Raw genomic sequence first — 22,782 nt, 5'->3', positions numbered from 1 at the left:
CTGTTAGCCCCACCGGCGAAAAGACCCCCAGTCGATACCGGCTGGGGGTTTTCGGCGTCCACGGCTGCCTGATCGGTCACTGCGCCGGCCCCTCTTCTGGGAGGATTCCAGCACCGCACTCCTCCAAGACGACGAAGGTGATCGACCTCATGAGACCGACTCGCGTGATCCTCGCTGTGGCCGCAGGCGCTCTTGCCCCGGCGCTGTTGCTGGCCACGCCGTCCATGGCCGCCTCCCTCGCCCCCGCAGTCACCGTCGCGACGGCCGGCGCGCCCTACGACGAGATGGGTGCGGACGACCTGCGGGTGGCGATAGCCCGCATCCTCGCCGACCCCGACAGCGGCAGGCGCGTGATCCGGGAGGCGAACGCGCTCCTCGACAGCGGCACCGTGGAGGAGATGCGCGCCTGGCTGGAGACGGGACACCGGCTGGCCCAGGCCGAGGACGACCGGGTGGCCATCGCCCGGCTCCTCAGCGACCCGAACAGCAGCGACGCCCTGCGCGCAGCGGCCGGCGCCGCCCTCGACGACGGCACCCCGGAAGCGCTGCGCCACTTCCTGGAGGTCGGCCGGTACGAGGTCGGCTAGCGGCCGGTCCGACGGGCCGTGCCGCGGGCGCGGGGCACCCTGCGTCGCTCCGTGCGGCTCGGCGCGCACCGCCGGGACATAGGAATGCCCGACCGCTGGCGACGGGGGATGCACCAGCGATCGGGCTATGGCCAAGGGTAACAAGGCCGAGGGTCGTGTGCGGCCAAGTCCGGGGAGAACGGGGCACGTTGGCCGATCATCGACCACAGGGAGGGTCGTAGGAGAGGCGGGGCAGGTACTCGTGCCACCGTTTCTCGGTCAGCACGTTCCGGGTGACCGAGCAGATGTGCCGGATCGCGGTGTCGGCGTCCAGGCTCCACAGGCGGACCGTGTCGGCGCCGCTGGAGACGCCGAGGACGTTCCCGGCCGGGCTGAAGGACAGGAACGCGCCCGTCCTGGCGTTGGGACTCATCGACTCGCCCACCGGGTGCGCCGAGGCGGGGTCGGCGACGTTCCACAGCCGGACCGTGTTGTCGTTGCCGCCGCTGGCCAGGATGTGGTCGCGGGTGCTGAACGTCAGTGAGGTGACCGCCTCGGTGTGGCCGGTGAGCGGACCGCCCAGCGCGCTCGCCGCGGCCGGGTCGGTCAGGTCCCACAGGCGGACGGTGTCGTCGTCGCCGCCGCTGGCGAGGGTGCGGCCGTCGGGGCTGAAGGCGAGCGCGTTGACCGGGCCCGCGTGCGCGCGCAGCGGTCCGCCGAGCGGGGCCGGGTCGGCGGGGTGGGTGACGTTCCACAGCCGGAGGGTGCTGTCCGCGCCGGCCGAGGCGAGGGTGCGGCCGTCGGGGCTGAAGGCGAGCGCGTTGACGAAGCCGTGGTGGCCGGTGAGCGGCTCGCCGAGGGGGACGGCGCGGGCGGGGTCGGTGACGTCCCACAGCCGGATCGTGCGGTCGTCGTAGGCGGTGGCCAGGGTGTGGCCGTCCGGGCTGTAGGCCAGGGCGTCGGGGCCCATGAAGCGGGTCCGCAGGGGCAGCGGCGGTCCGGCGGCGACCGGGTGGGCGGGGTCGGCGACGTTCCACAGGTGCACCGTGCGCGCGCCGGTCAGCACGGCGAGGGTGCGGCCGTCGGGGGAGTACACGAGCGAACGCTGGTCGCCGTCGGCCCGCATGAACGGCTCGCCGAGCGGGACGGGCCGGCCGGGCCGGGTCACGTTCCACAGGCGCAGCCTGCCGTCCCGGGCCGCGGTGGCCAGCACCCGGCCGTCCGGGCGGAACGCGCCGCTGCGGCCGATCATGTCCGAGGTCGGCACCGACCACAGGCGCACCTTGCTGTCCCCGTTGCCGGTGGCGAGGGTGCGTCCGTCGGGACTGAAACCGAGCGCGTACATCTCGCCGCTGGCGCCCGCGAGCGGCTCGCCGACCTGGGACGGGGACGCCGGGTCGCTGACGTTCCACAGGCTCGCGGTGCTGTCCGCGCTGGCGGCGGCCAGCCGCTCGCCGTCGGGGCTGAACGCCACGGACCAGACCGGCCCGGTGTGGCCGGTCAGCGGCGAGCCGGCCAGGGACGCGCGGCCGGAGTCGGCGACGTCCCACAGCCGGACGGTGTCGTCCGCGCTGCCGCTGGCCAGGGTGCGCCCGTCGGGGCTGAAGGCCACCGAGTGCACCAGGTCGGTGTGCCCGCGCAGCACCCTGACGGGCCGGGACCGGCGCGGGCCGGTGACGTCCCACAGCCGGACCGTGTCGTCGTCGCCGCCCGTCGCCAGCGTCCGTCCGTCGGGGCTGAACGCCACGCAGCGCACCGGCGCGCTGTGGCCGCGCAGGGTGCCCCGCACAGCCGGCCGGGCCCGCCCGGACAGGTCCCACAGCCGGACGGTGCGGTCCTCGCCGGCCGAGGCCAGGGTGCGCCCGTCCGGGCTGAAGGCGACGAGGTAGACGGTGCCCTGGTGGGCGGTGAGCGGGGCGCCGAGCGGCACCGGGCGGTCGGGATCGGTGACGTTCCACAGCCGGATGGTCCCGTCGTCGCCGGCCGAGGCGAGGGTGTGCCCGTCCGGGCTGAAGACCGCGCTGCTCACCCAGCTGGTGTGGCCGGTGAGGGGAGCGCCGAGGGGGGCCGGGCGGCGCGGGTCGGTCACGTTCCACAGCCGTACCGTGCGGTCGTAGCCGGCCGTGGCCAGGGTGCGGCCGTCGGGGCTGAAGGAGGTGAGGTAGACGGCGCCGGTGTGGCCGGACAGGGGGGTGGCCAGCGGCGTGTTCACGATCGAGATCAGGCGGCTGTACGTGCCGTCGTCGCCGGGCCGGAGCCGGTGGGCGACCAGATCGAGCTGGGCGGCCAGGGACGGGTCGGTGTGCTGGACCCGGTCGGCCTCGGCGAGCACCTGCGCGAACACGGCGTCGTCGCGCTGCTTCCAGGCGGTCACCGCGGATCCGGCGGCGAGGACGGCCAGCGCGACGAGTGCGGCCACCGCGGCCCGGCTCAGCCAGATCGTGCGCCGGCGCAACCGCACCGACGCGGCCAGGAACTCCACCGCGCTGCGGGTCAGCTGGAGGTTGCCGGCCGTGCGGGCCCAGTTGCGGGTCTTCTCCAGCCGGGTCCCCCGGTACAGCAGGGAGCTGTCCCGGCGGGTGCTCTCCCAGGCCCGGGCGTCCTCCTCCAGCCGCTGGCGCACCAGGTGGTCGCCGCGGCCCTCGTCGATCCAGTGCCGCAGCCGCGGCCAGGCGTGCAGCAGCGCCTCGTGGGTGATCTCCACGGTGTCCGCGTCCAGCGTCACGAGCCGGGCCCGCACCAGCGCCTCGAGGGACTCCTCCGTCTTGCCGGGGTCCGCCGACTCCTCGGCCAGCTGCCGGCGGGTGCCGCGCCGGCGGGTGGTCTGGGTGTCCTCGCCGAGCCGGACCAGCCGCAGCAGCAGCAGCCGGGCGGCGGTGCGGGCCGCGGGGTCCAGGGCGGACCAGGCGCGCTCGGCGGTCGCCGCGACCGCACCCTGGATGCCGCCGGCCGCGCGGTAGCCGGCCAGCGTCAGCTTCCCGGCCTTGCGGCGCTGCCAGGTGGCCAGCAGGGCGTGCGACAGCAGCGGGAGCACGCCCGCGTCGTGCGCCCCGCGCGGGCCGTCGGCGCTCACCTCCCGCACGATCAGCTCGGCGAGCCCGGTCTCCAGCTCCAGCCCCACGGCCTTGGCCGGTCCGGTCACGGCCTCGCGCAGCTCGGTGCTGGTCAGCGGCCCGAGCACCATGTGCCGGTGCTGCAGCGCGTCGGCGAGTTCCGGATAACCGAGGCACTGTTCGTAGAAGTCGGCGCGGATGCCGAGGACGACGAGGACGGGCGCGGGCCCGCCGGAGCCGGGGTCCGGGGTGCAGGCCGCGTGCAGGAGCTGGATGAACGTGCGGCGCTCGGCCTCGTCGGGGCAGAGGGTGAACGCCTCCTCGAACTGGTCGACGACGACGACCGTCCGGCTGTCCGCGGGGTTCTCGCGGGCCGCCCAGGCGGCGACCGCCGCGCGCGCGGCGCGGACGAGGTGCGGGGCGTCGCAGCCGGGCACGGCGGGGTTCTCGGTGGCGTACTGCTCGGCCCTGCGCGCGTCGGCGGCGACGGCGGCGAGGTCGGGGATCCGGCGGACCAGTTCGGCCAGCGGCTCGGCGCCCGGGACGAGCGGCACGACGGTGCCGGAGGGCGTGCCGCCGGACGGGGCCTGCGCGGGGACGCCGGACGGGGCCTGCGCGGGGACGCCGGACGGGGCCTGCGGGGGGACGCCGGACGCGGCCTGCGGGAGGACGCCGGACGGGGCCTGCGCGGGGACGCCGGCGCTGTCGGGGCGGGGCCCGGAGGCGGTCGCGGGCATCAGGGCGCCGGCCCGGACCGCGGGGACCAGGCCCGCGTTGAGCAGGGAGGACTTGCCGGCTCCGGAGGCGCCGACCAGCATCACCAGCCCGCCGGTGCGTTCGGCGGCGCGGAGCTGGGCGACGAGGGCCCTCGTGCTGCGTTCCCGGCCGAAGAACCACCGGGCGTCCTGCTGCCGGTAGGGGGCCAGTCCCCGGTACGGGCACACGCCCCCGGCGACGGGCGGGGCCTGGGACGGCGGCCGCCGGTTCTCCTCGGCGGGCGGCGCGGGCCGGTCGCCGGCCGGGCCGGCCACGGCGCGTTCCCACAGCCGCTGCCAGTGCGCCAGGTCGTACAGGCCGGCGGAGACCGGGACGGGACGCAGGCGCCGTGCCTCGGGGACGAGGATGTGCAGGACCGCCGCGAGGGCGGCGAAGTGGGCGGGGACGTTCCTGGCCCGGCGCCAGTCGCTGATCCGCTGCGCGGACACCCGTACGGGCCGGCCGCGTTCGTCGACGCGCTGCAGTCGCGCGACCGCCTCGGAGACGCTCTTCAGGGGAGGGTCTCCCGCCTCCTTGTACAGCAGCGCGAGGCGCTCGGCGAAAGCTGTGCGTGCCCCTGAGTCGGAACTCAAGGCCCCACCCCTTAACTTCCCCCGTATCTGGACGTCCGGACCGGAAAACTCACCTTATACAGCTGACCTGCGGCGAAGGGGGGTCGCGGAACACCGGACCCTCCCGGTGCGGGGCGGCGGATGGCAGGATCCGAACCCGGTGGCGGACCCGCCGCGCACCGTCCGGACAGGCCACCGGCCCGGTGCTTCCGGGGACGGTCCGTGGCGCCGAACGTTCTCGGTCAACTTCCGCCGCGGGCGGCCAGCGGCGACGACAGCCGGGGACGTTCCCGCGAGCACCTCCGGGGCCGGCCTCTTTCCTCGACCCGCGCCGCGCACACGGGCACGGGTCGACCGTCTGCACCGTTCGGCACCGGTCCCCACGAGGGGAGGGACCGGTGCCGGGCGGGCAGCGACCGCCGGTCCGCCGGACGGGGCGTCCGCGGCCGGGACGGGCGGACGAGCACCGGGCCGGTTCGGCGGGCGCCCGGCCGGGCAGTGAGGTGCTGGAGGTCACCGCCGACGGCTGGAGGAGGTATGGAGGTCTTTCTCGACCGTTCCCTGTGCTACGGCTCCGCCGAGTGCGCGCACCGGGCGCCGGCCGTGTTCGCCTTCGCGGACGGGTTCGGGGCGGTGCGGGCCGGCGGCGCGGAGGCCGCCGGTGATCCGCAGGTCCGGGAGGCGGTCCTGGAGGCCGCCGAGAGGTGTCCCTCGCAGGCGATCACCGTCTCGGAGCCGGACCTCACGGGGTAGCCCGTGCGGGCGCCCCGGCCGGGGGATAGCTCCACGCGCAGGCGGCCAGCGCCCGGGCCCGGGCCTCGGCGACCGCCGCGCGGGCCGCCCGCTCGGCGGGGTCCAGGTGTGCCGCCTGGCCGGTCGCCTGCCCCTCCCACTTGCGGTACAGCAAGCCGGGCTCCGCCGTGAACCAGCCGCGGCTCACCGCGTTCAGCGCCAGCAGCAGGCCGGTGTCCTCGGAGGCGGGCAGCGCCATCCAGCCGCCGAGGGCGGTCAGCAGTTCCCGGCGGACGCAGAGGGTCGCCGGATGGACCGGCGGGCGGTAGCCGTCGCGCTTCCACCGGGGGAGCAGGGCGCCGCGCTCGACCGGGCCGCCGTCCGGGTCGCCGGGGAAGCCGGCGGTGGAGCCGTCGGGCAGCAGGTCCAGGACGCGGCACGTGGTCCACCCGACGGCGGGGTCCGCCTCCAGCACGGCCAGGTCGCGGGCGAGCGCTCCCGGTGTGAGCCGGTCGTCGGCGTCGAGCACCTTGACGTAGGCGCCCTCGGCGCGCGCCAGCGCGATGGTGCGGGCGATCGCGGGGCCGCCCGGACGTCCCTGTCCGAAGGTCACGCGGGCGTCGTCGTCCGGCACGTACGGGAGGACCGCGTCCGTGGCGCCGTCCTCCTGCACCACCCACTGCCACTCCCAGCCGTCGGGGAGCCGCTGGGCGCACAGGGACGCGTACGCGTCGGGCAGGAAGCGGGCGGAAGGGCCGTGGACAGCGGTGACAACGGTGACGCGCCGGGTCACGGCAGCGCTCACCACCTTTCCGGTGCGAAGGAGCCGACGGCGGCGGACGGGCATGCCGTACGAGCATGCCGTACGGGGGAGCCGGGGCCGGCGGCAGGAGCCGGAACAGCGCGAGACCCCCGGCCGAACCCGGCCGGGGGTCTGTTCGTGTCGACTGGTGCGTACGCAAGTCGCCGTGGGTCGAGACGTTGCGGTACTGCGGCAGCCGCTGATCAGCAGTCGAGCGGCGCCGACCGCTGGTCGAAGGCCGTGGTGTCGTCCTGCGTCTCGGTGAGGGGCCGGTGCCGGCAGCTCGGGGACTTGCCGTGGGCCTCGGCCCGGATCCGCTGCTTCATCGTGGGGGGCAGGGCGCTCGCATGGGACCAGGCCCAGGGGTTCGCCGCCGGGACCGCCGGGACCGTGCGCTGCGCGGCGGGGGTGCGGGGGCTCTCGGTCCGGGGTGCGGCCGCGGCGGTGGTCGCGGTGGCGGTGCCGGCGAGTCCGAGCGCCGTGCACAGCGCGAGGAAGGCGGTGACGATGGCGGTCCACAGCTTCATGACCTTGTTCTGGGTCATGGCCCCTCACTTTCGGGTTGGGCGATTTGCGTACTTTGCTCATGATGTGTAAGGGGGCCGCGAAGTGGTGGACCGACGCCCGTGACGCGGTGATGTTCCGATGAACACCACTCGGACGGGTGCACGGAGGCGAGGGTTTTCCGCGCCGCCGGAGCCGGGAGCCGGGCGCAGGCGCAGGTCACCGATTGATATCGGCCGGTGTGTATAGTCGGGCGCCAGAGGTCCCTTACGTCAAGGAAAGACGAGGTCGCGCGGTGAAGAAGCTGCTCCTGGTCGCACTGGCCGCCATCGGCGGGCTCCTCGTGTACCGCCAGATCCAGGCGGATCGCGCCGAGCAGGACCTGTGGACGGAGGCGACTGACTCCGTGCCCACGGGTTCGTGAGTCCCGACATCCAGCTGAACTGAACCCCGGCCGTCCGCGGTCGGGGTTCTGCGTTGCCGGGCGCGGGGCGGTGCCCCGTGTTGCGGGACTCCGGGGGACGGGGTACGGCGTGCCGGCGGGCGGCGCGGGCGGGGGCGGGGCGTTTCGGACGGCCGCACGCTTTGCCCGGACGGCGCAACGGCGCTCGGGCAGTATGGGGTCACCAGCGACGACCGGGGGTGGCGGAACGTGCCGGGGCGAGGGCGTACGGCGTGGCGGCGGGGTGTACGCGGGTGTGTGCCGGCGGTGGTGTGCGCCGCCCTGGCCCTGCCGGCCGCGGCTCCCGCGGCGGCCGCCGGCGAAGACCCCGGGGCGTACGCCTTCGCACCCGGCGCCCGGACGGTCGCGGGCGCGCCGGGCACCGCGGGCGCTCCCCTGCTGGAGCCCGGCCGCACCTACCGCAGCACCGTCCCGCGCGACGGCCGGCTGTTCTACCGGCTGCGCCTCGCCGCGACGGACACGGCGTACGTCCCCGTCACCGCCGTGCCGCCGGCCGGGGCCGCCGTCGCCGCCACCGACGGCGTCCGCGTCTCGCTCCGCGACGCCCACGGCGCGTCCTGCTCCTACTCCTCCGCCCGCTTCGGCGCCGGGCTCAGCGCGCGCCCGGTCACGGCCCTCGGACAGCGGGAGGCCGGCAAGGCGCTCTGCCAGGGCGGCGGCACCTACTACCTGTTCGTCGAACGCCTCGACGCCGAGGGCGCCCCGGCCGGCGGCTGGGACCTGGAGATCGCGCCGGTCACCGAACCGCGACCGGCCCGCACCGGCCCCACCGCCGCCCCGGACGCCTGGGACTCCGCCACCCCCGAGCCCCTCGCCGCGGCGCCCCGCGACCGCTCGGGCGGCACCGGGTTCGCCACGGCGCGGACGGTGGGCCAGGGCGTCTGGCGCACCCGCCTGTCACCCGGCGCCACCCGGTTCTACAAGGTGCCGCTCGACTGGGGCCGGCAGCTGCACGCCTCCGCCGAGCTGGGCGGTTCCCCCGGTCACGGCTATGTGGGCGGCGCCCTGAACCTCTCCCTGTACAACCCCGTCCGCGGCCACGTCGACGACGCCTCCCTCGGGTACACCGGCGCCCCGAGACCCGTCGCCCTCCAGCCGCTGCCGCCGGTCGAGTACGCCAACCGCTACGCCGTCCCGGGCGGGGTGACCGCCGTCCGCTTCGCCGGCGCCTACTACCTGGCCCTGCACCTGAGCGCGCGGACGGCCGAGGTCTTCGGGCGGGGCCCGTACGAGGTGACCCTGCGGGTCCGGGTCGGCGGACGGGCGCACGCGGGGCCGGGATACGCCGGCCGGCCCGTGCCCGCGGACGTCTTCGCGGTCACCGCCGGGGACCGGGAGGAGGCCGCGGCCGGGAGCGCCGGGGACGGCGGCGGCCTCGCGATGAGGCTGGTCGCCGTCGGCGGGATCGGCGGGGGGACCGCACTGCTGCTGGTCCTCCTCGGCTGGACGGTGGCGGCCCGGCGGGCTCACACCCGGCTCAGCGCCCAGAAACCCACCGCGTAGCAGGCGAGCGCCAGCAGCAGCAGCGGGATCGCGGCCCTGGCCGGGGGTCCGGGACGGCGGGCCGCGCGCCGGGCACGTCGGCCCCGCGCGCGCCGGCCCCGGACGGGTGGCGGAGCCATGGCGGGTGCGGGAGACGGGGCTGACGGCGTGAGCGGCGTGAGCGACGTGAGCGGCGCGTGGGGATCGTGGGGATCGTGGGGAGCGAACGGCGCGGCGGGAGCCGGGGGTCGGGCGTGCGGGCTCCGGGCGGGCGGGGCGGGCGAGGCGTGCGGCGCGGAGGCCGTGGCCGGTGCGGAGGGTGCCGACGTGGTGGGCGGGGCGGCGGGCCGGGGCGGCGGGGCCTGGGGGTCGCGGGCGGTGTAGGGGGCGGTGACGGAGCCTGCGCGGGGGTCCGGCGCCGGGGGCGGCGCGGGCGGGAGGAGACGGAAGCTGCCGGTGTCCGTGAGGGAGCCGGTCCCGGTGCCGGTGCCGGTGCGGTGTACGCCGGAAGCCGTGTCCGGCGCCCGCCCGGAGGCTGCGGCGAGGGGCCCGTCGGGCCCGAAACCCGGCGGGAGCGGGCCCAGTTGGTCGAAGATCTCGATGACCTCGTCGTCGGGGCCGGGCTGCGGCAGCAGTTCCGCGGCGGCCGCGAGCGCCTTGCGCGCCCCGGTGGCGGTCCGGAAACGGCGCTCGGGATCGGGCTGGAGCAGGGTGGCGACGACCTGCCACAGCGGTTCCGGGACGCCCGTGGGCGGTCCGGGGGTGCCGTGTTCCAGGAAGTACCGCACGAGCGCCCCGGCGTCGGGCTTGGCGCCCTGGAGGAGGTACAGGGCGACCAGGCCGACGGCGAACAGGTCGGCGGGGAAGCCGGGTTCGGCGCCCAGCAGCTGCTCGGGCGCGAGGTAGCCGGGCGTGCCCACCACGAGGTCCGTGCCCGTCAGGCGGGGTTCGCCGAGCCGCATGGCGATGCCGAAGTCGGACAGCCGCAGCCTGGGCCGGCCGGTGCCGGTGGCCTCGAGGAGCACATTGGCGGGTTTGACGTCCCGGTGGACGACGCCTTCGGCGTGCACGGCGGCGAGCCCGGACAGCAACTGGTCGAGCAGGGTGCACACATAGGCGGGCGGCAGGGGGCCGTAGTCGCCGACCAGGTGGACCAGGGAGCCGCCCGCGACCAGGTCCATGGTGAACAGCACCTTGTCGTCGTCGGCGGCCCAGCTGGCCGGGGCGAGGACGTGCGGGTGGTCGATGCGCAGGGCCTGCTCGCGGACGAAGCGGAGCAGGGAGTGGGCGTCGCGCTGCTGGAGGACCTTGGCGGCCACGTACCGCCGCCGGCGGTGGTCCCAGGCCCGCCAGACGGCGCCCACGCCACCGCGTCCGATCGGGTCGGCCAGCTCGTACCGGCCGGCGAAGACCTCACCCATGGCAGTCGCCGCTCCTCCCCCTGGCCCGGTGCGTCTGTGAGAACTGTGCCCCGGCCCGCACCCCTGACCCCCCTGCCGGCGGCCGGGCCGCGGATCAGCTCTGGTGGGACTGGTAGTGCGCGACGGCGTCGGAAGTGCGGCCGGCGCCGTAGACCCGGAGGAATTCGGCGAGTTCGGGGTGGCTGACGGCGAGGGTGTCCGCGGCGTCGATGATGTCGCCGGCGGCGGCCACCGAGCGGAGCAGCGACTGGATCTCGCGGACCACGCGCTTGACCGTAGGCGCGCCGGAACCGCTCGTCGTGTGCGTGGTGTTGCTGAGCACGGAGCCCCCTTGCGACTTCCTGATCTCGTCCATGCGCTCGGTCGCCTCGGCGGCGCTGACGCTGCCGTCCGCGACCTGGGCCGCCAGCTCCTGCAGCAGCTGCACCCGCTGGACCACCGCCGGATTGCCGATCTTGGCGCGCTGGCCGCTCATCAGCTGCGAGAGCATCGGAGCGGACAGGCCGAGGACCGCCGCGAGACGGGCCTGGTTCAGTCCGAGATCGTCGATCAGCTTGCGGAAGAGCGCCCCCAACGGCTCCCCGTACCAGTTGCGCTGCAGCTCCCGCGCTCTAGCGGTCGCTTCCTGCTGTGCGGCGTCCATCGCGTCTCCCCATCGCTTCCCCTGAAAACCGCGGTTCGCTGTAGCGAACCACGCCGAGCATCTTACGGAGAGTGGTCATCCGCGGGGACCCCCAATCTTTTTGCGGGATACGGGGGGTGACCCGGTACTCTGGTCTGCGCACCCGACGGAACGCGGTTCCTCCGGCCGGGCGCTCCTTCCCGGGGCCTTAGCTCAGTTGGTAGAGCGCCGTCTTTGCATGGCGGATGTCAGGGGTTCGACTCCCCTAGGCTCCACAGTCTCGAAGCCCCTCTTACCTGCGGAAACGCTGGTCGGAGGGGCTTCGCGCCGCTTCGGACGGGCAGGGGGCGGGCGCATCGGTCGACCGGTGGCCGCGGGGCTGGATCCGTGGCCTGGGCTCCATCGCGGACCTGCGCGGCCCGATCTCGCCGAGGAGCGCCGAGGACGGGGAAGAGCCGCCGCACCATCGTGATCGCGAGCAGGCTGGAGCGGATCAAGCGGATCAAGCGGATGCCGGAACGTTCCGGTGCGTGCGGTGGATGCCGGCGATCGAGGGGTCGGCGGGGTCCGGGCGGACGAAGCGGTCCCGCACGCTGACCCCTGGCACGTCGGGCGGGCTCACCGCTCAACTCGCCGTCAGGCGCCTTGGGCGACGCCTGCTGTCCAGGGCAGCAGACGTCGCCGTCGCCGCACTGGAGTCCTCACGTGGTGCGCTTCTTCCAGTTGGCGAACCTCGCGATCAGGGTGCGGACGCGGTGCAGCAGTTCCTCGCCCGGGCTGGCGGCCGCCGACTGGATGACCTTGGAGAAGTACACGTCGTCGGGCACCTGCCCGGCCATCCAGGCTCGCCCTGACTCGATGATCTCGACTTCGTGCTCAGGCATGACGTTCCCCCAAACGGTTGTGCCAGCTGTGAAGTAGGTTAGGGTCGCTTGGCTGCCTATGGACCGTTTCGTGCATCTCAGCTTTTCTTACCCTGACTTGGGGTAGCCTTACCGCCCCGTCTGCCGTTCTGTTGGCGTGGTACCTCCGCGTTGTCGGCATGCTCACCGTTTCCCATCGCGTGGGCGGTACCCAAAAGATGTGTCACCGCTCGTACGTACGACTCCCTGACGCGCTTCTTCGTCAGCTTTTTCGCTTCAGGGGCGTCGATCACCAGGACCCCTTGCGGTTCGTTTCCCGCATACACGGGAGCGACGATGGCCGAACGGTATGCATCGCCGAGGTTGAAGCTCAGATTACCGTCGGTGTTCATGGTGTCTTTTACGTAGACGATATCCTTGCCGTTCATCGCGTTCAGCAGGATCGCTTCCTGTCTTTCCTCCAGCTGCCGCGGCGGTGTGTCTCGGTTGTGATAAGTGGCGAGCCGAAGACGCCGCTCCTCGTCCAGGGCGAAAAAGGCTGCCCGCGACTTCGGACCGGCATGATCGGTGGCGCAGGCGATCAGGCGCTGCTGGATCTGAGCCAGTCGCCGGGCCTGCTCGTCGGCGCGGGTGGCCAGGGAGCCCATGTCGTCGGCGACGGCGGAGATGACCGCCTCGTTCTTGATCACCTCGTTGCGGCGTTCACGCGCGTGGCTCCTTCGCGCGAACCATGGCGCTGCGCATGCGGAGAGAGCACCGGCAGCGATATAAGCGGCCTTGAGCCACCCTTTGGAGGCTGATACCTGAGTTCCGCAGAGGAACGTCAAGCCGGGCGATATGATAGGCAAAAGGGCAAGGCCTATTGCTTGCAAAACAGCTAGCGACTTCTTGAACATCGCACCTTCTGCGAGATCTGTACCTTCGGCGCTGAAATAAGAGTCGGCGCGGCCGCGAGGTGGGTCAGCACGAAAGCAGCAGTATGTCGGAAGTCAAGCCGCGGTGAAGGTGATAGCCGGCGGAACGGGTGAGGTCTCCCTGGTGTGCGGAAGCACGACGACGGCGCTGGCGGTGTTGCAGTGCTCCCCTGTGCGCCCCTGTGCGCCGGTGTCGGCAATGCGTCAAGCCCGTGAGATGTCTTATGCCGCAGCCGGTATGCAGCGCGAAGCTATCACCGGAGAGGCGCGGCACGTACCCGCCGGGCAGGTCGGGGCGGGCCCTCAGCCCAGGTCCCAGAACGCCGGACCACCCGTCCTGAGCTGGCGCTCCAGTGCGCGTTCGTACGCGGTCAGGGGCAGGTCCGGGCGCAGGCGCTCGGGGTGGCCGGGCGGGAGGTCGCTGGGGTCCGGGTCCGGGTCCGCTGTCCACACGTACATGCGCCCCGCCGCGACCAGGGTGCCGTACACCGCCTTCAGCACCCGGACGGCCGTCGCCGCCACCCTGCCCCTCATGAGGCCGCACCGGCCGGCCGCGGCGCGGGGACGGCGGCGGTGAAGCGCCGACCGTGTGTCAGGGACCGTGCGGATGAGGGAGGTTCGGGGTCAGCGGTGCCGCCGGCGGCGAACGTGGCGGCGCACCCCGCGGTCTCGCCGCAGACGTGGGACGCTCCGCAGACGTGGGACGCTCCGCAGACGTGGGACGCTCCGCAGACCTGGGACGCTCCGCGCCGCCGGGCCGTTCCGGTGTGCGCGTCGCTCTCCGGGGTCTCGGGGTGCGGGGTGCTGGCGAGGGACACGGCGTCTCCCCTCAGGACTACGGCCGCCCGGCTGCGGCGGCCCGGCTGGGCCCCCACACTGTCCGCTCCCGCTCCAGCCCCGCTGGAGGCCCGGTCAGCCCGGCATCAGCCCGGCGGCCCACGCGGTTCCACGTGAAACGGGCCGCGGATCCGGCGGGGTCAGCCCGCCGCCTCCGCGGCCCGTCCACCGGCCTGGAGAGCCGGTCCGCTCACGCCTGGTCGTCGCGGTCCGTGGTCTCGTCCTCCGCCTGCTTGGCCTGGACCTCGGGGTCCAGCACCGCGCCGCTGCCGTCCACCGCGTCCAGCCGGCCCGCCTCGGGGACCTCCGTCGCGGCCGGCGGCTCGACCAGCCAGTCCGGGTTGGCCTGCTTGTCCCACCACTTCCAGGCCGCGAAGGCGCCGCCCGCCACGGCGGACAGCAGCACCAGCGTCTTGACGGCGCGGCCGGTCCGGGACCGCCGCGCGTTGCGCCGGGCCAGCTTCTGGATGTCCTTCGCCGAGACCTGACCGCGCAGCGCGGCCAGGGCGGCGGCGGTGCGCGCGGCGGCCTCGTCGCGGACCGGGGCGGTCGCGGCCACAGCCTGCTCGATCTTGGGGCGGGAGTACTGGGCGGCCTGCCGGGCGGCCTTGCGGGTACGGACGGCGGCCTCCTGCGCGGCCAGGTCGACCTTGGCCGGCACATGTGCACGAGCCTGTTCCAGGCGCGGGGCGAGCCGGGCGTCGTACTGCACGCGGGCCTGTTCTGCGGCCTGCGACACCACGGGCGCCAGCCGTACACGTGCCTCTTGCGCGTAGTGCGCGGCACGCTCCTTGGCCGTGTCGGCGTAAGGCGCCACCACTTCCGCGGCGTGCAGCACGCTGTCCTTCGCCGAGCCGGTCGCGGCGCGCACGCTGTCGATGCGGGTCACGGGTTCCTCCTCCTCGGTGGCGTACGGTATTTCGACTTTCCACCCTTTTACGGATCATGCCTGTCAACCGTCGATCAGGCATGCGCGGTCGCGCATTCGGGTGCCGGCCGTTCCCTCCCGGGGGAAGCCGGGGCCGCCCGGCGACGTGCGGGCGGCGCCGTGCAAGGATCGAAGCGTCGCAGCGGACGACGACGGAAGGCAGACCGTGGCCGAGCAGCTCTACGCCACCTTGAAGACCACCCTCGGCGACATCGAGGTGCGCCTCTTCGCGCAGCACGCTCCCGTCACCGTCAGGAACTTCGTCGAACTGGCCCGGGGTGAGCGCGAGTGGACGCACCCCCGCACCGGCGAGAAGAGCAGGAACCGGCTCTACGACGGCACGGTCTTCCACTCCGTCATCAGCGGTTTCATGATCCAGGGCGGTGATCCCCTGGGCAACGGGCTGGGCGGCCCCGGCTACGGGTTCGAGGACGAGTGCCATCCGGACCTGGCCTTCGACCATCCGTACCTGATGGCCATGGCCAACGCCGGACCGGGGACCAACGGCTCGCAGTTCTTCATCACCGTGACGCCGAGCACCTGGCTGAACGGCAAGCGCACCATCTTCGGCGAGGTCACCGGCCCGGCCGGCCGGAAGGTCGTCGACGCCATCGCGAACGTGCCGACCGGACGCAACGACCGCCCGCTGGAGGACGTCGTCCTGGAGACGGTGGTGATCGGGACGCGGCAGGGCTGAGCCCTCCGGCCCGGACGTCCGGAGGGAACCAAACGCCCTGCTCGTCCGTATGGAGAGCAGGGCACGGCAGTGCAAGCACACGAGGAGCGAGGGGGTCCGATGGACCAGGCCGCAGGCAGCGCGCAGGACGCCCGGAGCGTGCCCGTGTGCTACCGGCACCCGGACCGCGAGACCGGTGTGCGCTGCACCCGCTGCGAACGCCCCATCTGCCCCGAGTGCATGGTCAGCGCCTCGGTCGGCTTCCAGTGCCCGGACTGCGTCCGCGGGGGCTCCGGCACGGGGCACGCGCCGCGGGCGTCCCGGCCGCGCACGCTCGCCGGCGGCTCGGTCACCGCCGATCCCCGTCTGGTCACCAAGATCCTCATCGGGATCAACGTGGCGGTGTTCATCGCCGTCCAGGCCGACTCCTCCCTGTGGCAGCAGCTGGCCCTGATCGGCCGGTGGCCTCCCGTGCCGTACCCGCCGACCATGGGGATCGCCGACGGCGAGTGGTACCGCTTCGTGACGTCGATGTTCGCGCACCAGGAGTACTGGCACATCGGCTTCAACATGCTGAGCCTGTGGTGGATCGGCGGCCCGCTCGAGGCGGCCCTCGGCCGGGCCCGCTATCTGACGGTCTACGCCGTGTCCGGGCTGGCCGGCGGCGCGCTGACGTATCTGCTCGCCGCCCCGACGACCGCCTCGCTGGGCGCCTCGGGCGCGATCTTCGGGCTGTTCGGCGCGACCGCGGTGCTGATGCGCAGGCTCAACTACGACATGCGTCCGGTCATCGCGCTGCTGGTGATCAATCTGATCTTCACCTTCGGATTCAGCAGCATCTCGTGGCAGGCGCACATCGGCGGCCTCGTCGCCGGGGTCGTCACCGGGTACGCGATGGTCCACGCCCCGCGGGAGAACCGGGCGCTGGTGCAGTACGGCACCAGCGCCGTGGTGCTGGCCCTCGCGGTGGCGCTGGTGCTGGTCAGGACCGCGCAGCTCACCTGACGGCCCGGCGGAGCCCCTGCCGCCGAACCGTTGTCCACAGCGTGTGGCCGGTCCTGTGCACGGCGTGCCGACACAGCTGTGCCCCCTGCCGCTCTGATGTGTTTCCGCAGGTCGGACAGGGGGCGGTCGGGGACGAACGGATGTCCGAGGGACACTCGGCCAGTCACACCGGCGTCAACACCCGATGGGTTATCCACAGATCGTCGTTCTTTTTCCCCACTGTGGAAAACGCTGTGGATAACTCGGTGGACGACGCTACTTCCACTGTGTGGAGACGGCGAACCCGGCGGCGATGAAGCCGAAGCCGACCACGATGTTCCAGTTGTCCAGGCTGTCGACCGGCAGGGAGCCGTCGGTCACGTAGAAGACGACGATCCAGGCCAGCCCGATCAGGAACATGGCCAGCATGACCGGCGCGACCCAGGCGCTCGTGGTGAGCTTGATGGCCTGCGCCTGCTTCGCCGGCGGCGGCGTGTAGTCGGCCTTCTTGCGGATACGTGACTTCGGCACGAGGGTCTCTCCTGTCGATGCGCTGCGTGGCCGCGCAGGTAACTGGGTCGGGCTCGGGGCAGCGTGCAAAGGGCCAACACGACGACTCTGTGTGCTCCCCCGGGCGTCCGTTAGCGTAGTGCTTCCGTGGCGCCGAAGGAGATAAGGGTACGTTGAGCAATTCTGCCGACTCCCCCGGGACGGGAGCAACGGGTTCCGGCCCCGTCCGCAGGCTGCGTTTCCGGCCGGTGCGGATGCTCACCGCGGCCGTCTTCGCCCTCGCCGGGCTCATCTTCTTCACCAGCTTCGACACGGCCAGGGGCACCGACATCCGGCAGGACGGCTCCCTGCTGAAGCTGTCCGACCTGATCCAGCAGCGCAGCCGCAAGAACAAGGAGCTGGACGAGTCCAACGCGACCCTGCGCGACAGCGTGGAGTCGCTGGCCGAGAGCGACGACGGCAGCACACGGGCCGAGGACGAGAAGCTCGGCGCGCTGGAGAAGAGCGCGGGCACCCGCAGGCTCACCGGCAGGGCGATCACCGTCACCCTGAACGACGCCCCGCCGGGCGCCACCGCCAAGCTCCCCGGCTACCCCGAGCCGCAGCCCGACTACCTGGTCATCCACCAGCAGGACCTGCAGGCCGTGGTGAACGCGCTGTGGCAGGGCGGCGCCCGGGGCATCAAGGTGATGGACCAGCGGCTGATCTCCACCAGCGCGGTGCGCTGCGTCGGCAACACCCTGATCCTCCAGGGCCGCGTCTACTCGCCGCCGTACAAGATCACGGCGGTCGGGGACCCGGACCGGCTGAAGCGGGCGCTCGCCGCCAGCGAGGCGATCCAGACCTACATGGTGTACGTCAATGTCTACGGCCTCGGCTGGAAGGTCACCGACGACGGCACGGTGACGCTGCCCGGCTACTCCGGCACCGTGGACCTGCACTACGCCGAACCCGCGGAATAGGCACATCCTGACGGACGTCACACAGCCGGTGGACGCAACGGAATCGGGGCCCCCGCGCCGCTAGTCTGGTGGCGTACGGCGTGGGTCTGGTGCCGTAGGGAACACGGAAGGGACGGCATGTACGGCTGGATCTGGCGGCATCTGCCGGGTAACGCGTGGGTGAAGGCGTTCCTGTCGCTCGTACTGATCCTGGCCGTGGTCTACGTCCTGTTCCAGTACGTCTTCCCGTGGGCCGAGCCGCTGCTGCCCTTCAACGATGTGACGGTGGACAACCAGTGAGTGCGCGGATTCTCGTCGTCGACAACTACGACAGCTTCGTCTTCAACCTCGTCCAGTACCTGTACCAGCTGGGCGCCGAGTGCGAGGTGCGGCGCAACGACGAGGTGTCCACGGCGCAGGTCCGGGGGAGCGCCTCCGGCCCGGGCGCGGCCGGCGGCGGGGAGGGCTTCGACGGGGTGCTGCTCTCGCCCGGGCCGGGGACGCCCGAGGAGGCGGGCGTGTGCGTGGACATGGTCCGCCACTGCGCCTCGGCCGGGATCCCGGTGTTCGGCGTGTGCCTCGGCATGCAGTCCATGCAGGTGGCGTACGGCGGCGTCGTCGACCGGGCGCCGGAGCTGCTGCACGGCAAGACCTCGCCGGTGGAGCACGAGGGCAAGGGCGTCTTCGCGGGCCTGCCCTCCCCCTTCACCGCGACCCGCTACCACTCCCTGGCCGCGGAGCCGGCCACGGTCCCGGCCGAGCTGGAGGTGACCGCCCGCACGCCCGACGGCATCATCATGGGCCTGCGCCACCGGGAACTCCCGGTCGAGGGCGTGCAGTTCCACCCCGAGTCGGTGCTGACCGAGCACGGGCACCGGATGCTGGCCAACTGGCTGGCGGAATGCGGCGACCGCCAGGCCGTGGCGAGATCGGCCGGGCTCGCCCCGGTGGTGGGCAGGGCCACGGCGTGACCGCGCTGCGCCCCGAGCGCGAGGACGTGTACGGCGCCGGGAGACCGTACGGGTCTCCCGGCGGCGCGTACGGGTCCTCCGGCGGTGCGCGGTCGTACGGGGGGCCAAGGCAGGACCCGCCGACGGCGCCGATGCCCCGGGTGACCGCGGGAGGTCCGGCCGTGTCGCCGCCCCCGCCGGGCGAGGACGCCGTCGCGCCGCCCGCTCCCGCCGACGAGGAGACGATGGCGCTGCGCATCCCGGACGGCGCCGGGACCGGACGCCGACGCGCCCCCACACGCGCCTCTGCGGCCACGCCCGCCTCCCCCGGCACCGGAGCCGCATCCGGCGGCCGCGCGGCCCGCAGGAAGGCGGCCAAGCGGCGCGGCAGGCGGCACGGCGGAACGCGGCACGAGGCGCCGCCGGCGGCGCAGCGTGATCCGCAGCGGCCGCTGTCCCGGGTGGAGGCCCGGCGGCAGGCGCGGTCGAGCAGGCCCGGCCCGGCCGTCCTCCTCAGCCGCGCCCTCGGCGAGGTGTTCATCACCACCGGCGTGCTGATGCTGCTGTTCGTCACCTACCAGCTGTGGTGGACCAACGTCCGGGCGCACGCGCAGGCCGGCAGCGAGACCTCTCAGCTCCAGGACGACTGGGCCAGCGGCCGGCGCAACCCGGGCGCCTTCGAGCCGGGACAGGGCTTCGCGATACTGCACATTCCCGAGCTGGACGTGGTGGCGCCCATCGCGGAGGGCATCAGCAACAAGAAGGTGCTCGACAAGGGCATGATCGGCCACTACGGCGAGGCCCCGCTGAAGACGGCGATGCCCGACGCCAGAACCGGCAACTTCGGCCTCGCCGCGCACCGCAACACGCACGGTGAGCCGTTCCGGTACATCAACCGGCTCAAGCCCGGCGACCCGGTCGTGGTCGAGACGCAGGACACCTACTTCGTGTACGAGGTGACCTCGATGCTCCCGGTCACCCCGCCGTCCAACACCAGCGTGCTCGACCCGGTCCCGCCGGGCTCCGGCTTCACCCGGCCCGGCCGCTACATCACCCTGACCACCTGCACGCCGGAGTTCACCAGCAAGTACCGGCTGATCGTCTGGGGCAAGATGGTCCAGGAACGCCCGCGGAGCAAGGGCAAGCCGGACGCGCTCATCGAGTAGGGCCGATCGAGTAGGGCTCAGCGAGTAGGGGCAGAGGAACTGTGGCAGCGACCGCCGACGAGACCGACGACACCACTGACGCGTCCGGACCCGCTCCGGCCCCGCGCCCCCGGCGCCCCGGCCGGATCGCGACGGCGGTCAGCGTCTTCGGGGAACTCCTCATCACGGGCGGGGTGCTGCTCGGTCTCTTCGTCGTCTACTCCCTGTGGTGGACGAACGTGATAGCGGACCGCAAGGCCGACCGGCAGGCCGACCGGGTCCGCGACCACTGGGCCCGGCACGCGGACACCGGCCCCGGCGCGCTCGACACCGCGGACGGCATCGGATTCCTGCACGTGCCGGCGATGCGGAACGGTGAGGTGCTGGTCGAGAAGGGCACGGGCACGGACGTCCTGGACGACGGCGTGGCCGGCTACTACACGGACCCGGTCAGGGCCACGCTGCCCACGACGGGCAGACCCGGCAACTTCGCCCTCGCCGCCCACCGCGACGGCCACGGCGCCAAGTTCCACGACATCGACAAGCTGCACAAGGGCGACCCGATCGTCTTCGAGACCCGGGACGACTGGTACGTCTACAAGGTCTACGCGATCCTCCCCGAGACCTCGAAGTACGACGTCGGCGTGCTCTCGGCGATCCCCAGGGAGTCCGGCCGGAAGAAGCCCGGCCACTACATCACCCTGACGACCTGCACCCCGGTGTACACCTCCCGCTACCGGTACGTGGTCTGGGGCGAACTCGTCCGGGTGCAGAAGGTGGACGCCGACCGCACCCCGCCGAGCGAACTGCGCTGACCCGCCGCGGCGACCGCCGTGCCTCCCCCCGGCCCGGACGGGCCGCTGAACGCGAGAAGGCCCCGGAGGCGATCCGGGGCCTTCTCGTTGGTGGTGCGGGCGTCAGCCGCTGGTGCCGCCGAAGATGTTCGGGCCGCCGCCGTTGCCGCCGTTGCCGTTGTTGCCGCCGTCACCGAAGCCGACGGTGGTCAGGACGATCTGGGCGGTCGCCGGGTCGGCCTGCGTGCCCTGCGGCGGGTTCTGGCTGACGACCCGCGCGTTGTCGTCACTCGGGCCGGTGACCTGGACGTTGTTGAAGCCCTTCTCCTGGAGGATCCTCCTGGCGTCCTTCAGGGTCTGGCCCTGCACGTTCGGCACGTCCGTCTGCGCCGGCTGCTCGACCTTGCCCACGCTGATCGCGACGGGCGTGTTCTTGGAGACCTGCTGACCCGCCGGCGGATTGGTCGAGATGACCTTGTCCTTCTGGTTGGGGTCACCGGTGGGGGTGTCGTTGCAGGTGGGCACCAGGCCCTTCGCCTGCATCTCCGCCTTCGCCTCGTCACAGGACTTGCCGGTCACGTCGGGGACGCTGACCTTCTGCTCCGGCCTGGCGACGGTGAGGGTGATCTCGGACCCCTTCTGCACCTGCTTGCCGCCGATCGGGTCCTGGTCGAGCACGCTGTTCGGGTCCTCGGTGGAGATGCGGCTCTTCGTCTTCACCGTGAACTTGTAGTCGTCGCCCTCCAGCTTCGCCCGGGCGTCGGCCAGGCTCAGGCCGATGACGCTCGGCACGGTGACCTTCGGCGCCCCGGTCGACACGACCAGGGTGACCGTGCTCTTCTTCTCGACCTTCGTGCCCTGCTCGGGGTTCTGGCTGCACACGTTGCCCGTGGCCTGGTTGTCACAGGGCTTCCGGGTGACGGTCACCTTCAGGTCGATGTTGTCGGCCATCCGCCGGGCCGCCTTCTCCGACTGCCCGACGAACGGCGGCACGGACACCTTGGTCTCGGCCGGGTCGTCGCCCCCGGACACCCACATGCCGATCAGGATGGCGCCGACCAGGACCAGCAGACCCGCCACCACCAGCAGGACGGTGGAGGCGTTGGACTTCTTCTGCTGGCGGCGGCGGTCCGGACGCTCGTCGTAGCCGTAGCCGCCCTCGTCGGGGTTCATCGGCGGGAGCATGGTGGTCGCCCCGCCGCCCGCGTCGGAGCGCAGGGCCGTCGTCGGCTGGTCGTCGGGGTAGCCCCCGTAACCCACCGCGCCCATCGCGGCCGTGGCCGCGACCGGCTGGCCGTCCAGGCACGCCTCGATGTCGGCACGCATCTCGTCGGCCGACTGATAACGGTAGTCGGGGTCCTTGACCAGCGCCTTGAGGACGATCGCGTCCATCTCGGGCGTGATCTCCGGGTCGAAGACCGACGGCGGCTGCGGCTCCTCGCGGACGTGCTGGTAGGCCACGGCGACGGGCGAGTCGCCCACGAACGGCGGCCGCACCGTCAGCAGTTCGTACAGCAGGCAGCCGGTCGAGTACAGGTCCGAACGGGCGTCCACCTGCTCGCCCTTCGCCTGCTCCGGCGACAGGTACTGGGCCGTGCCGATCACCGCGGCCGTCTGGGTCATGGTCATGCCGGCGTCGCCCATGGCGCGGGCGATGCCGAAGTCCATCACCTTGACCTGACCGTTGCGGGTCAGCATGACGTTGGCCGGCTTGATGTCGCGGTGGACGATGCCGTTGCGGTGGGCGTACTCCAGACCCTGGAGGATGCCGATGGTCATCTCCATCGCCCGCTCCGGCAGCAGCTTGCGGCCGGAGTGCAGCAGCTCACGGAGCGTGGAACCGTCGACGTACTCCATCACGATGTACGGGATGGAGACCCCGTCGATGTAGTCCTCACCCGTGTCGTAGACCGCGACGATCGCGGGATGGTTGAGCGAGGCGGCCGACTGGGCCTCCCGGCGGAACCGGGCCTGGAAGGACGGATCGCGCGCGAGGTCCGCGCGCAGCGTCTTCACCGCCACGGTGCGGCCGAGGCGGGTGTCATGCGCGAGGTAGACCTCCGCCATGCCACCGCGGCCGAGCACCTGGCCCAGCTCGTACCGGCCGCCGAGGCGACGCGGCTCTTCCATAGCTACCTACCAGCCCTCTCCGTCGGTCCCGGCCGCGCGGCTGTGCGCGGCCGGAGACTGCCGTCCGGGCCTACCGTACCCGGCTCGCTCTGTGTGACCTGGCCAAGCCCGTAACCCGATACAGGACCGGTACCGCA

22 protein-coding genes and 1 tRNA gene are annotated in these 22,782 nt (G+C 73.1%); 12 read left to right on the top strand and 11 right to left on the bottom strand.

Features of this window, described 5'->3' with window-relative positions:
- Positions 1–149: 149 nt before the first annotated feature.
- Entirely contained in the window at positions 150–587 is a 438-nt protein-coding gene (locus ABZ261_RS02305) for an ALF repeat-containing protein (RefSeq protein ID WP_356854674.1), read from the top strand.
- A 196-nt stretch (positions 588–783) separates the two neighbouring features.
- Here the strand turns inward: ABZ261_RS02305 and ABZ261_RS02300 are convergent, their stop codons facing one another.
- Positions 784–4,968: a hypothetical protein gene (locus ABZ261_RS02300; RefSeq protein ID WP_356854673.1), complete on the bottom strand. Its 4,185-nt coding sequence runs from the start codon at positions 4,966–4,968 to the stop codon at positions 784–786.
- Between the two features lie 516 nt (positions 4,969–5,484).
- Between ABZ261_RS02300 and ABZ261_RS02295 the strand changes: the two genes are divergently transcribed.
- The gene (locus ABZ261_RS02295; protein ID WP_356854672.1) at positions 5,485–5,700 is read left to right on the top strand and encodes a ferredoxin; all 216 of its coding nucleotides are present in this window, start codon (positions 5,485–5,487) and stop codon (positions 5,698–5,700) included.
- Here ABZ261_RS02295 and ABZ261_RS02290 read toward each other — a convergent pair.
- Positions 5,690–6,472 (bottom strand): glycosyltransferase, encoded by a 783-nt coding sequence (locus tag ABZ261_RS02290; RefSeq protein ID WP_356854946.1) that lies wholly within the window; start codon positions 6,470–6,472, stop codon positions 5,690–5,692. The genes ABZ261_RS02295 and ABZ261_RS02290 overlap by 11 nt on opposite strands.
- Positions 6,473–6,684: 212 nt before the next feature.
- The gene (locus ABZ261_RS02285) at positions 6,685–7,026 is read right to left on the bottom strand and encodes a DUF6344 domain-containing protein (protein ID WP_356854671.1); all 342 of its coding nucleotides are present in this window, start codon (positions 7,024–7,026) and stop codon (positions 6,685–6,687) included.
- 254 nt (positions 7,027–7,280) lie between these two features.
- Here ABZ261_RS02285 and ABZ261_RS02280 point away from each other — a divergent pair, with 254 nt between their 5' ends.
- Both ABZ261_RS02280 and ABZ261_RS02275 read left to right on the top strand, forming a co-directional pair.
- Positions 7,281–7,409 (top strand): DLW-39 family protein, encoded by a 129-nt coding sequence (locus ABZ261_RS02280; RefSeq protein WP_003999697.1) that lies wholly within the window; start codon positions 7,281–7,283, stop codon positions 7,407–7,409.
- A 285-nt stretch (positions 7,410–7,694) separates the two neighbouring features.
- Positions 7,695–8,951: a hypothetical protein gene (locus tag ABZ261_RS02275; protein WP_356854945.1), complete on the top strand. Its 1,257-nt coding sequence runs from the start codon at positions 7,695–7,697 to the stop codon at positions 8,949–8,951.
- Here the strand turns inward: ABZ261_RS02275 and ABZ261_RS02270 are convergent.
- Positions 8,915–10,351 carry a serine/threonine-protein kinase gene (locus tag ABZ261_RS02270; protein ID WP_356854670.1) on the bottom strand — a complete coding sequence of 479 codons (1,437 nt, stop codon included), beginning with the start codon at positions 10,349–10,351 and terminating at the stop codon, positions 8,915–8,917. The genes ABZ261_RS02275 and ABZ261_RS02270 overlap by 37 nt on opposite strands.
- A gap of 94 nt (positions 10,352–10,445) precedes the next feature.
- Complete coding sequence (locus ABZ261_RS02265; protein ID WP_356854669.1) at positions 10,446–10,994, bottom strand: DNA-binding protein; 549 nt, start codon at positions 10,992–10,994, stop codon at positions 10,446–10,448.
- A 181-nt stretch (positions 10,995–11,175) separates the two neighbouring features.
- Between ABZ261_RS02265 and ABZ261_RS02260 the strand changes: the two genes are divergently transcribed.
- Positions 11,176–11,248, top strand: a tRNA-Ala gene (locus ABZ261_RS02260).
- A 426-nt stretch (positions 11,249–11,674) separates the two neighbouring features.
- Here the strand turns inward: ABZ261_RS02260 and ABZ261_RS02255 are convergent.
- The 4 genes from ABZ261_RS02255 to ABZ261_RS02240 form a co-directional block, all read right to left on the bottom strand.
- Positions 11,675–11,857 carry a hypothetical protein gene (locus tag ABZ261_RS02255; RefSeq protein ID WP_356854668.1) on the bottom strand — a complete coding sequence of 61 codons (183 nt, stop codon included), beginning with the start codon at positions 11,855–11,857 and terminating at the stop codon, positions 11,675–11,677.
- Positions 11,858–11,934: 77 nt separating this feature from the next.
- On the bottom strand, positions 11,935–12,732 hold the full coding sequence (locus ABZ261_RS02250; RefSeq protein WP_356854667.1) for a GAF domain-containing protein: 798 nt from the start codon (positions 12,730–12,732) through the stop codon (positions 11,935–11,937).
- Between the two features lie 321 nt (positions 12,733–13,053).
- Positions 13,054–13,284, bottom strand: a complete 231-nt coding sequence (locus ABZ261_RS02245; RefSeq protein WP_356854666.1) for a DUF6059 family protein — start codon at positions 13,282–13,284, stop codon at positions 13,054–13,056.
- A gap of 493 nt (positions 13,285–13,777) precedes the next feature.
- Positions 13,778–14,476: a DUF5324 family protein gene (locus tag ABZ261_RS02240; RefSeq protein ID WP_356854665.1), complete on the bottom strand. Its 699-nt coding sequence runs from the start codon at positions 14,474–14,476 to the stop codon at positions 13,778–13,780.
- A 205-nt stretch (positions 14,477–14,681) separates the two neighbouring features.
- On the opposite strand from ABZ261_RS02240, the gene ABZ261_RS02235 reads away from it, so the two are divergent.
- Both ABZ261_RS02235 and ABZ261_RS02230 read left to right on the top strand, forming a co-directional pair.
- On the top strand, positions 14,682–15,212 hold the full coding sequence (locus ABZ261_RS02235) for a peptidylprolyl isomerase (protein ID WP_356854664.1): 531 nt from the start codon (positions 14,682–14,684) through the stop codon (positions 15,210–15,212).
- Between the two features lie 99 nt (positions 15,213–15,311).
- On the top strand, positions 15,312–16,196 hold the full coding sequence (locus ABZ261_RS02230) for a rhomboid family intramembrane serine protease (RefSeq protein ID WP_356854663.1): 885 nt from the start codon (positions 15,312–15,314) through the stop codon (positions 16,194–16,196).
- 255 nt (positions 16,197–16,451) lie between these two features.
- Here the strand turns inward: ABZ261_RS02230 and crgA are convergent, their stop codons facing one another.
- The gene (crgA, locus tag ABZ261_RS02225; protein WP_356854662.1) at positions 16,452–16,706 is read right to left on the bottom strand and encodes a cell division protein CrgA; all 255 of its coding nucleotides are present in this window, start codon (positions 16,704–16,706) and stop codon (positions 16,452–16,454) included.
- A gap of 152 nt (positions 16,707–16,858) precedes the next feature.
- On the opposite strand from crgA, the gene ABZ261_RS02220 reads away from it, so the two are divergent.
- The 5 genes from ABZ261_RS02220 to ABZ261_RS02200 all read left to right on the top strand — a co-directional run bounded on the left by ABZ261_RS02220 (position 16,859) and on the right by ABZ261_RS02200 (position 20,536).
- Entirely contained in the window at positions 16,859–17,647 is a 789-nt protein-coding gene (locus ABZ261_RS02220; RefSeq protein ID WP_356854661.1) for a DUF881 domain-containing protein, read from the top strand.
- A gap of 117 nt (positions 17,648–17,764) precedes the next feature.
- Positions 17,765–17,926 carry a hypothetical protein gene (locus ABZ261_RS02215; protein WP_356854660.1) on the top strand — a complete coding sequence of 54 codons (162 nt, stop codon included), beginning with the start codon at positions 17,765–17,767 and terminating at the stop codon, positions 17,924–17,926.
- A complete protein-coding gene (locus tag ABZ261_RS02210) occupies positions 17,923–18,597 on the top strand; it encodes an aminodeoxychorismate/anthranilate synthase component II (protein ID WP_356854659.1) in 675 nt (224 codons plus the stop codon). Before ABZ261_RS02215 ends, ABZ261_RS02210 begins: the two co-directional genes overlap by 4 nt.
- Positions 18,516–19,742, top strand: a complete 1,227-nt coding sequence (locus tag ABZ261_RS02205; protein WP_356854944.1) for a class E sortase — start codon at positions 18,516–18,518, stop codon at positions 19,740–19,742. Before ABZ261_RS02210 ends, ABZ261_RS02205 begins: the two co-directional genes overlap by 82 nt.
- Positions 19,743–19,783: 41 nt before the next feature.
- The gene (locus tag ABZ261_RS02200) at positions 19,784–20,536 is read left to right on the top strand and encodes a class E sortase (protein WP_356854658.1); all 753 of its coding nucleotides are present in this window, start codon (positions 19,784–19,786) and stop codon (positions 20,534–20,536) included.
- A gap of 102 nt (positions 20,537–20,638) precedes the next feature.
- On the opposite strand, the gene pknB is transcribed toward ABZ261_RS02200, so the two are convergent.
- Entirely contained in the window at positions 20,639–22,645 is a 2,007-nt protein-coding gene (gene pknB / locus ABZ261_RS02195) for a Stk1 family PASTA domain-containing Ser/Thr kinase (RefSeq protein WP_356854657.1), read from the bottom strand.
- Positions 22,646–22,782 lie beyond the last annotated feature (137 nt).

Origin of the sequence: Streptomyces sp. NPDC006193, assembly GCF_040613915.1 — a bacterium.
Taxonomy (GTDB): domain Bacteria; phylum Actinomycetota; class Actinomycetes; order Streptomycetales; family Streptomycetaceae; genus Streptomyces.
The sequence above is the reverse complement of the archived record's forward strand: the minus strand, read 5'-3'. Positions and strand labels throughout refer to the sequence as shown.

What these genes read in the sequence shown, in the direction of transcription:
- pknB (WP_356854657.1), bottom strand. Translation starts at nt 22,645, where the DNA reads ATGGAAGAGCCGCGTCGCCTCGGCGGCCGGTACGAGCTGGGCCAGGTG.
- ABZ261_RS02230 (WP_356854663.1), top strand. Translation starts at nt 15,312, where the DNA reads ATGGACCAGGCCGCAGGCAGCGCGCAGGACGCCCGGAGCGTGCCCGTG.
- ABZ261_RS02250 (WP_356854667.1), bottom strand. Translation starts at nt 12,732, where the DNA reads ATGTTCAAGAAGTCGCTAGCTGTTTTGCAAGCAATAGGCCTTGCCCTT.
- ABZ261_RS02305 (WP_356854674.1), top strand. Translation starts at nt 150, where the DNA reads ATGAGACCGACTCGCGTGATCCTCGCTGTGGCCGCAGGCGCTCTTGCC.
- ABZ261_RS02270 (WP_356854670.1), bottom strand. Translation starts at nt 10,351, where the DNA reads ATGGGTGAGGTCTTCGCCGGCCGGTACGAGCTGGCCGACCCGATCGGA.
- ABZ261_RS02285 (WP_356854671.1), bottom strand. Translation starts at nt 7,026, where the DNA reads ATGACCCAGAACAAGGTCATGAAGCTGTGGACCGCCATCGTCACCGCC.
- ABZ261_RS02295 (WP_356854672.1), top strand. Translation starts at nt 5,485, where the DNA reads ATGGAGGTCTTTCTCGACCGTTCCCTGTGCTACGGCTCCGCCGAGTGC.
- ABZ261_RS02265 (WP_356854669.1), bottom strand. Translation starts at nt 10,994, where the DNA reads ATGGACGCCGCACAGCAGGAAGCGACCGCTAGAGCGCGGGAGCTGCAG.
- ABZ261_RS02255 (WP_356854668.1), bottom strand. Translation starts at nt 11,857, where the DNA reads ATGCCTGAGCACGAAGTCGAGATCATCGAGTCAGGGCGAGCCTGGATG.
- ABZ261_RS02245 (WP_356854666.1), bottom strand. Translation starts at nt 13,284, where the DNA reads ATGAGGGGCAGGGTGGCGGCGACGGCCGTCCGGGTGCTGAAGGCGGTG.
- ABZ261_RS02215 (WP_356854660.1), top strand. Translation starts at nt 17,765, where the DNA reads ATGTACGGCTGGATCTGGCGGCATCTGCCGGGTAACGCGTGGGTGAAG.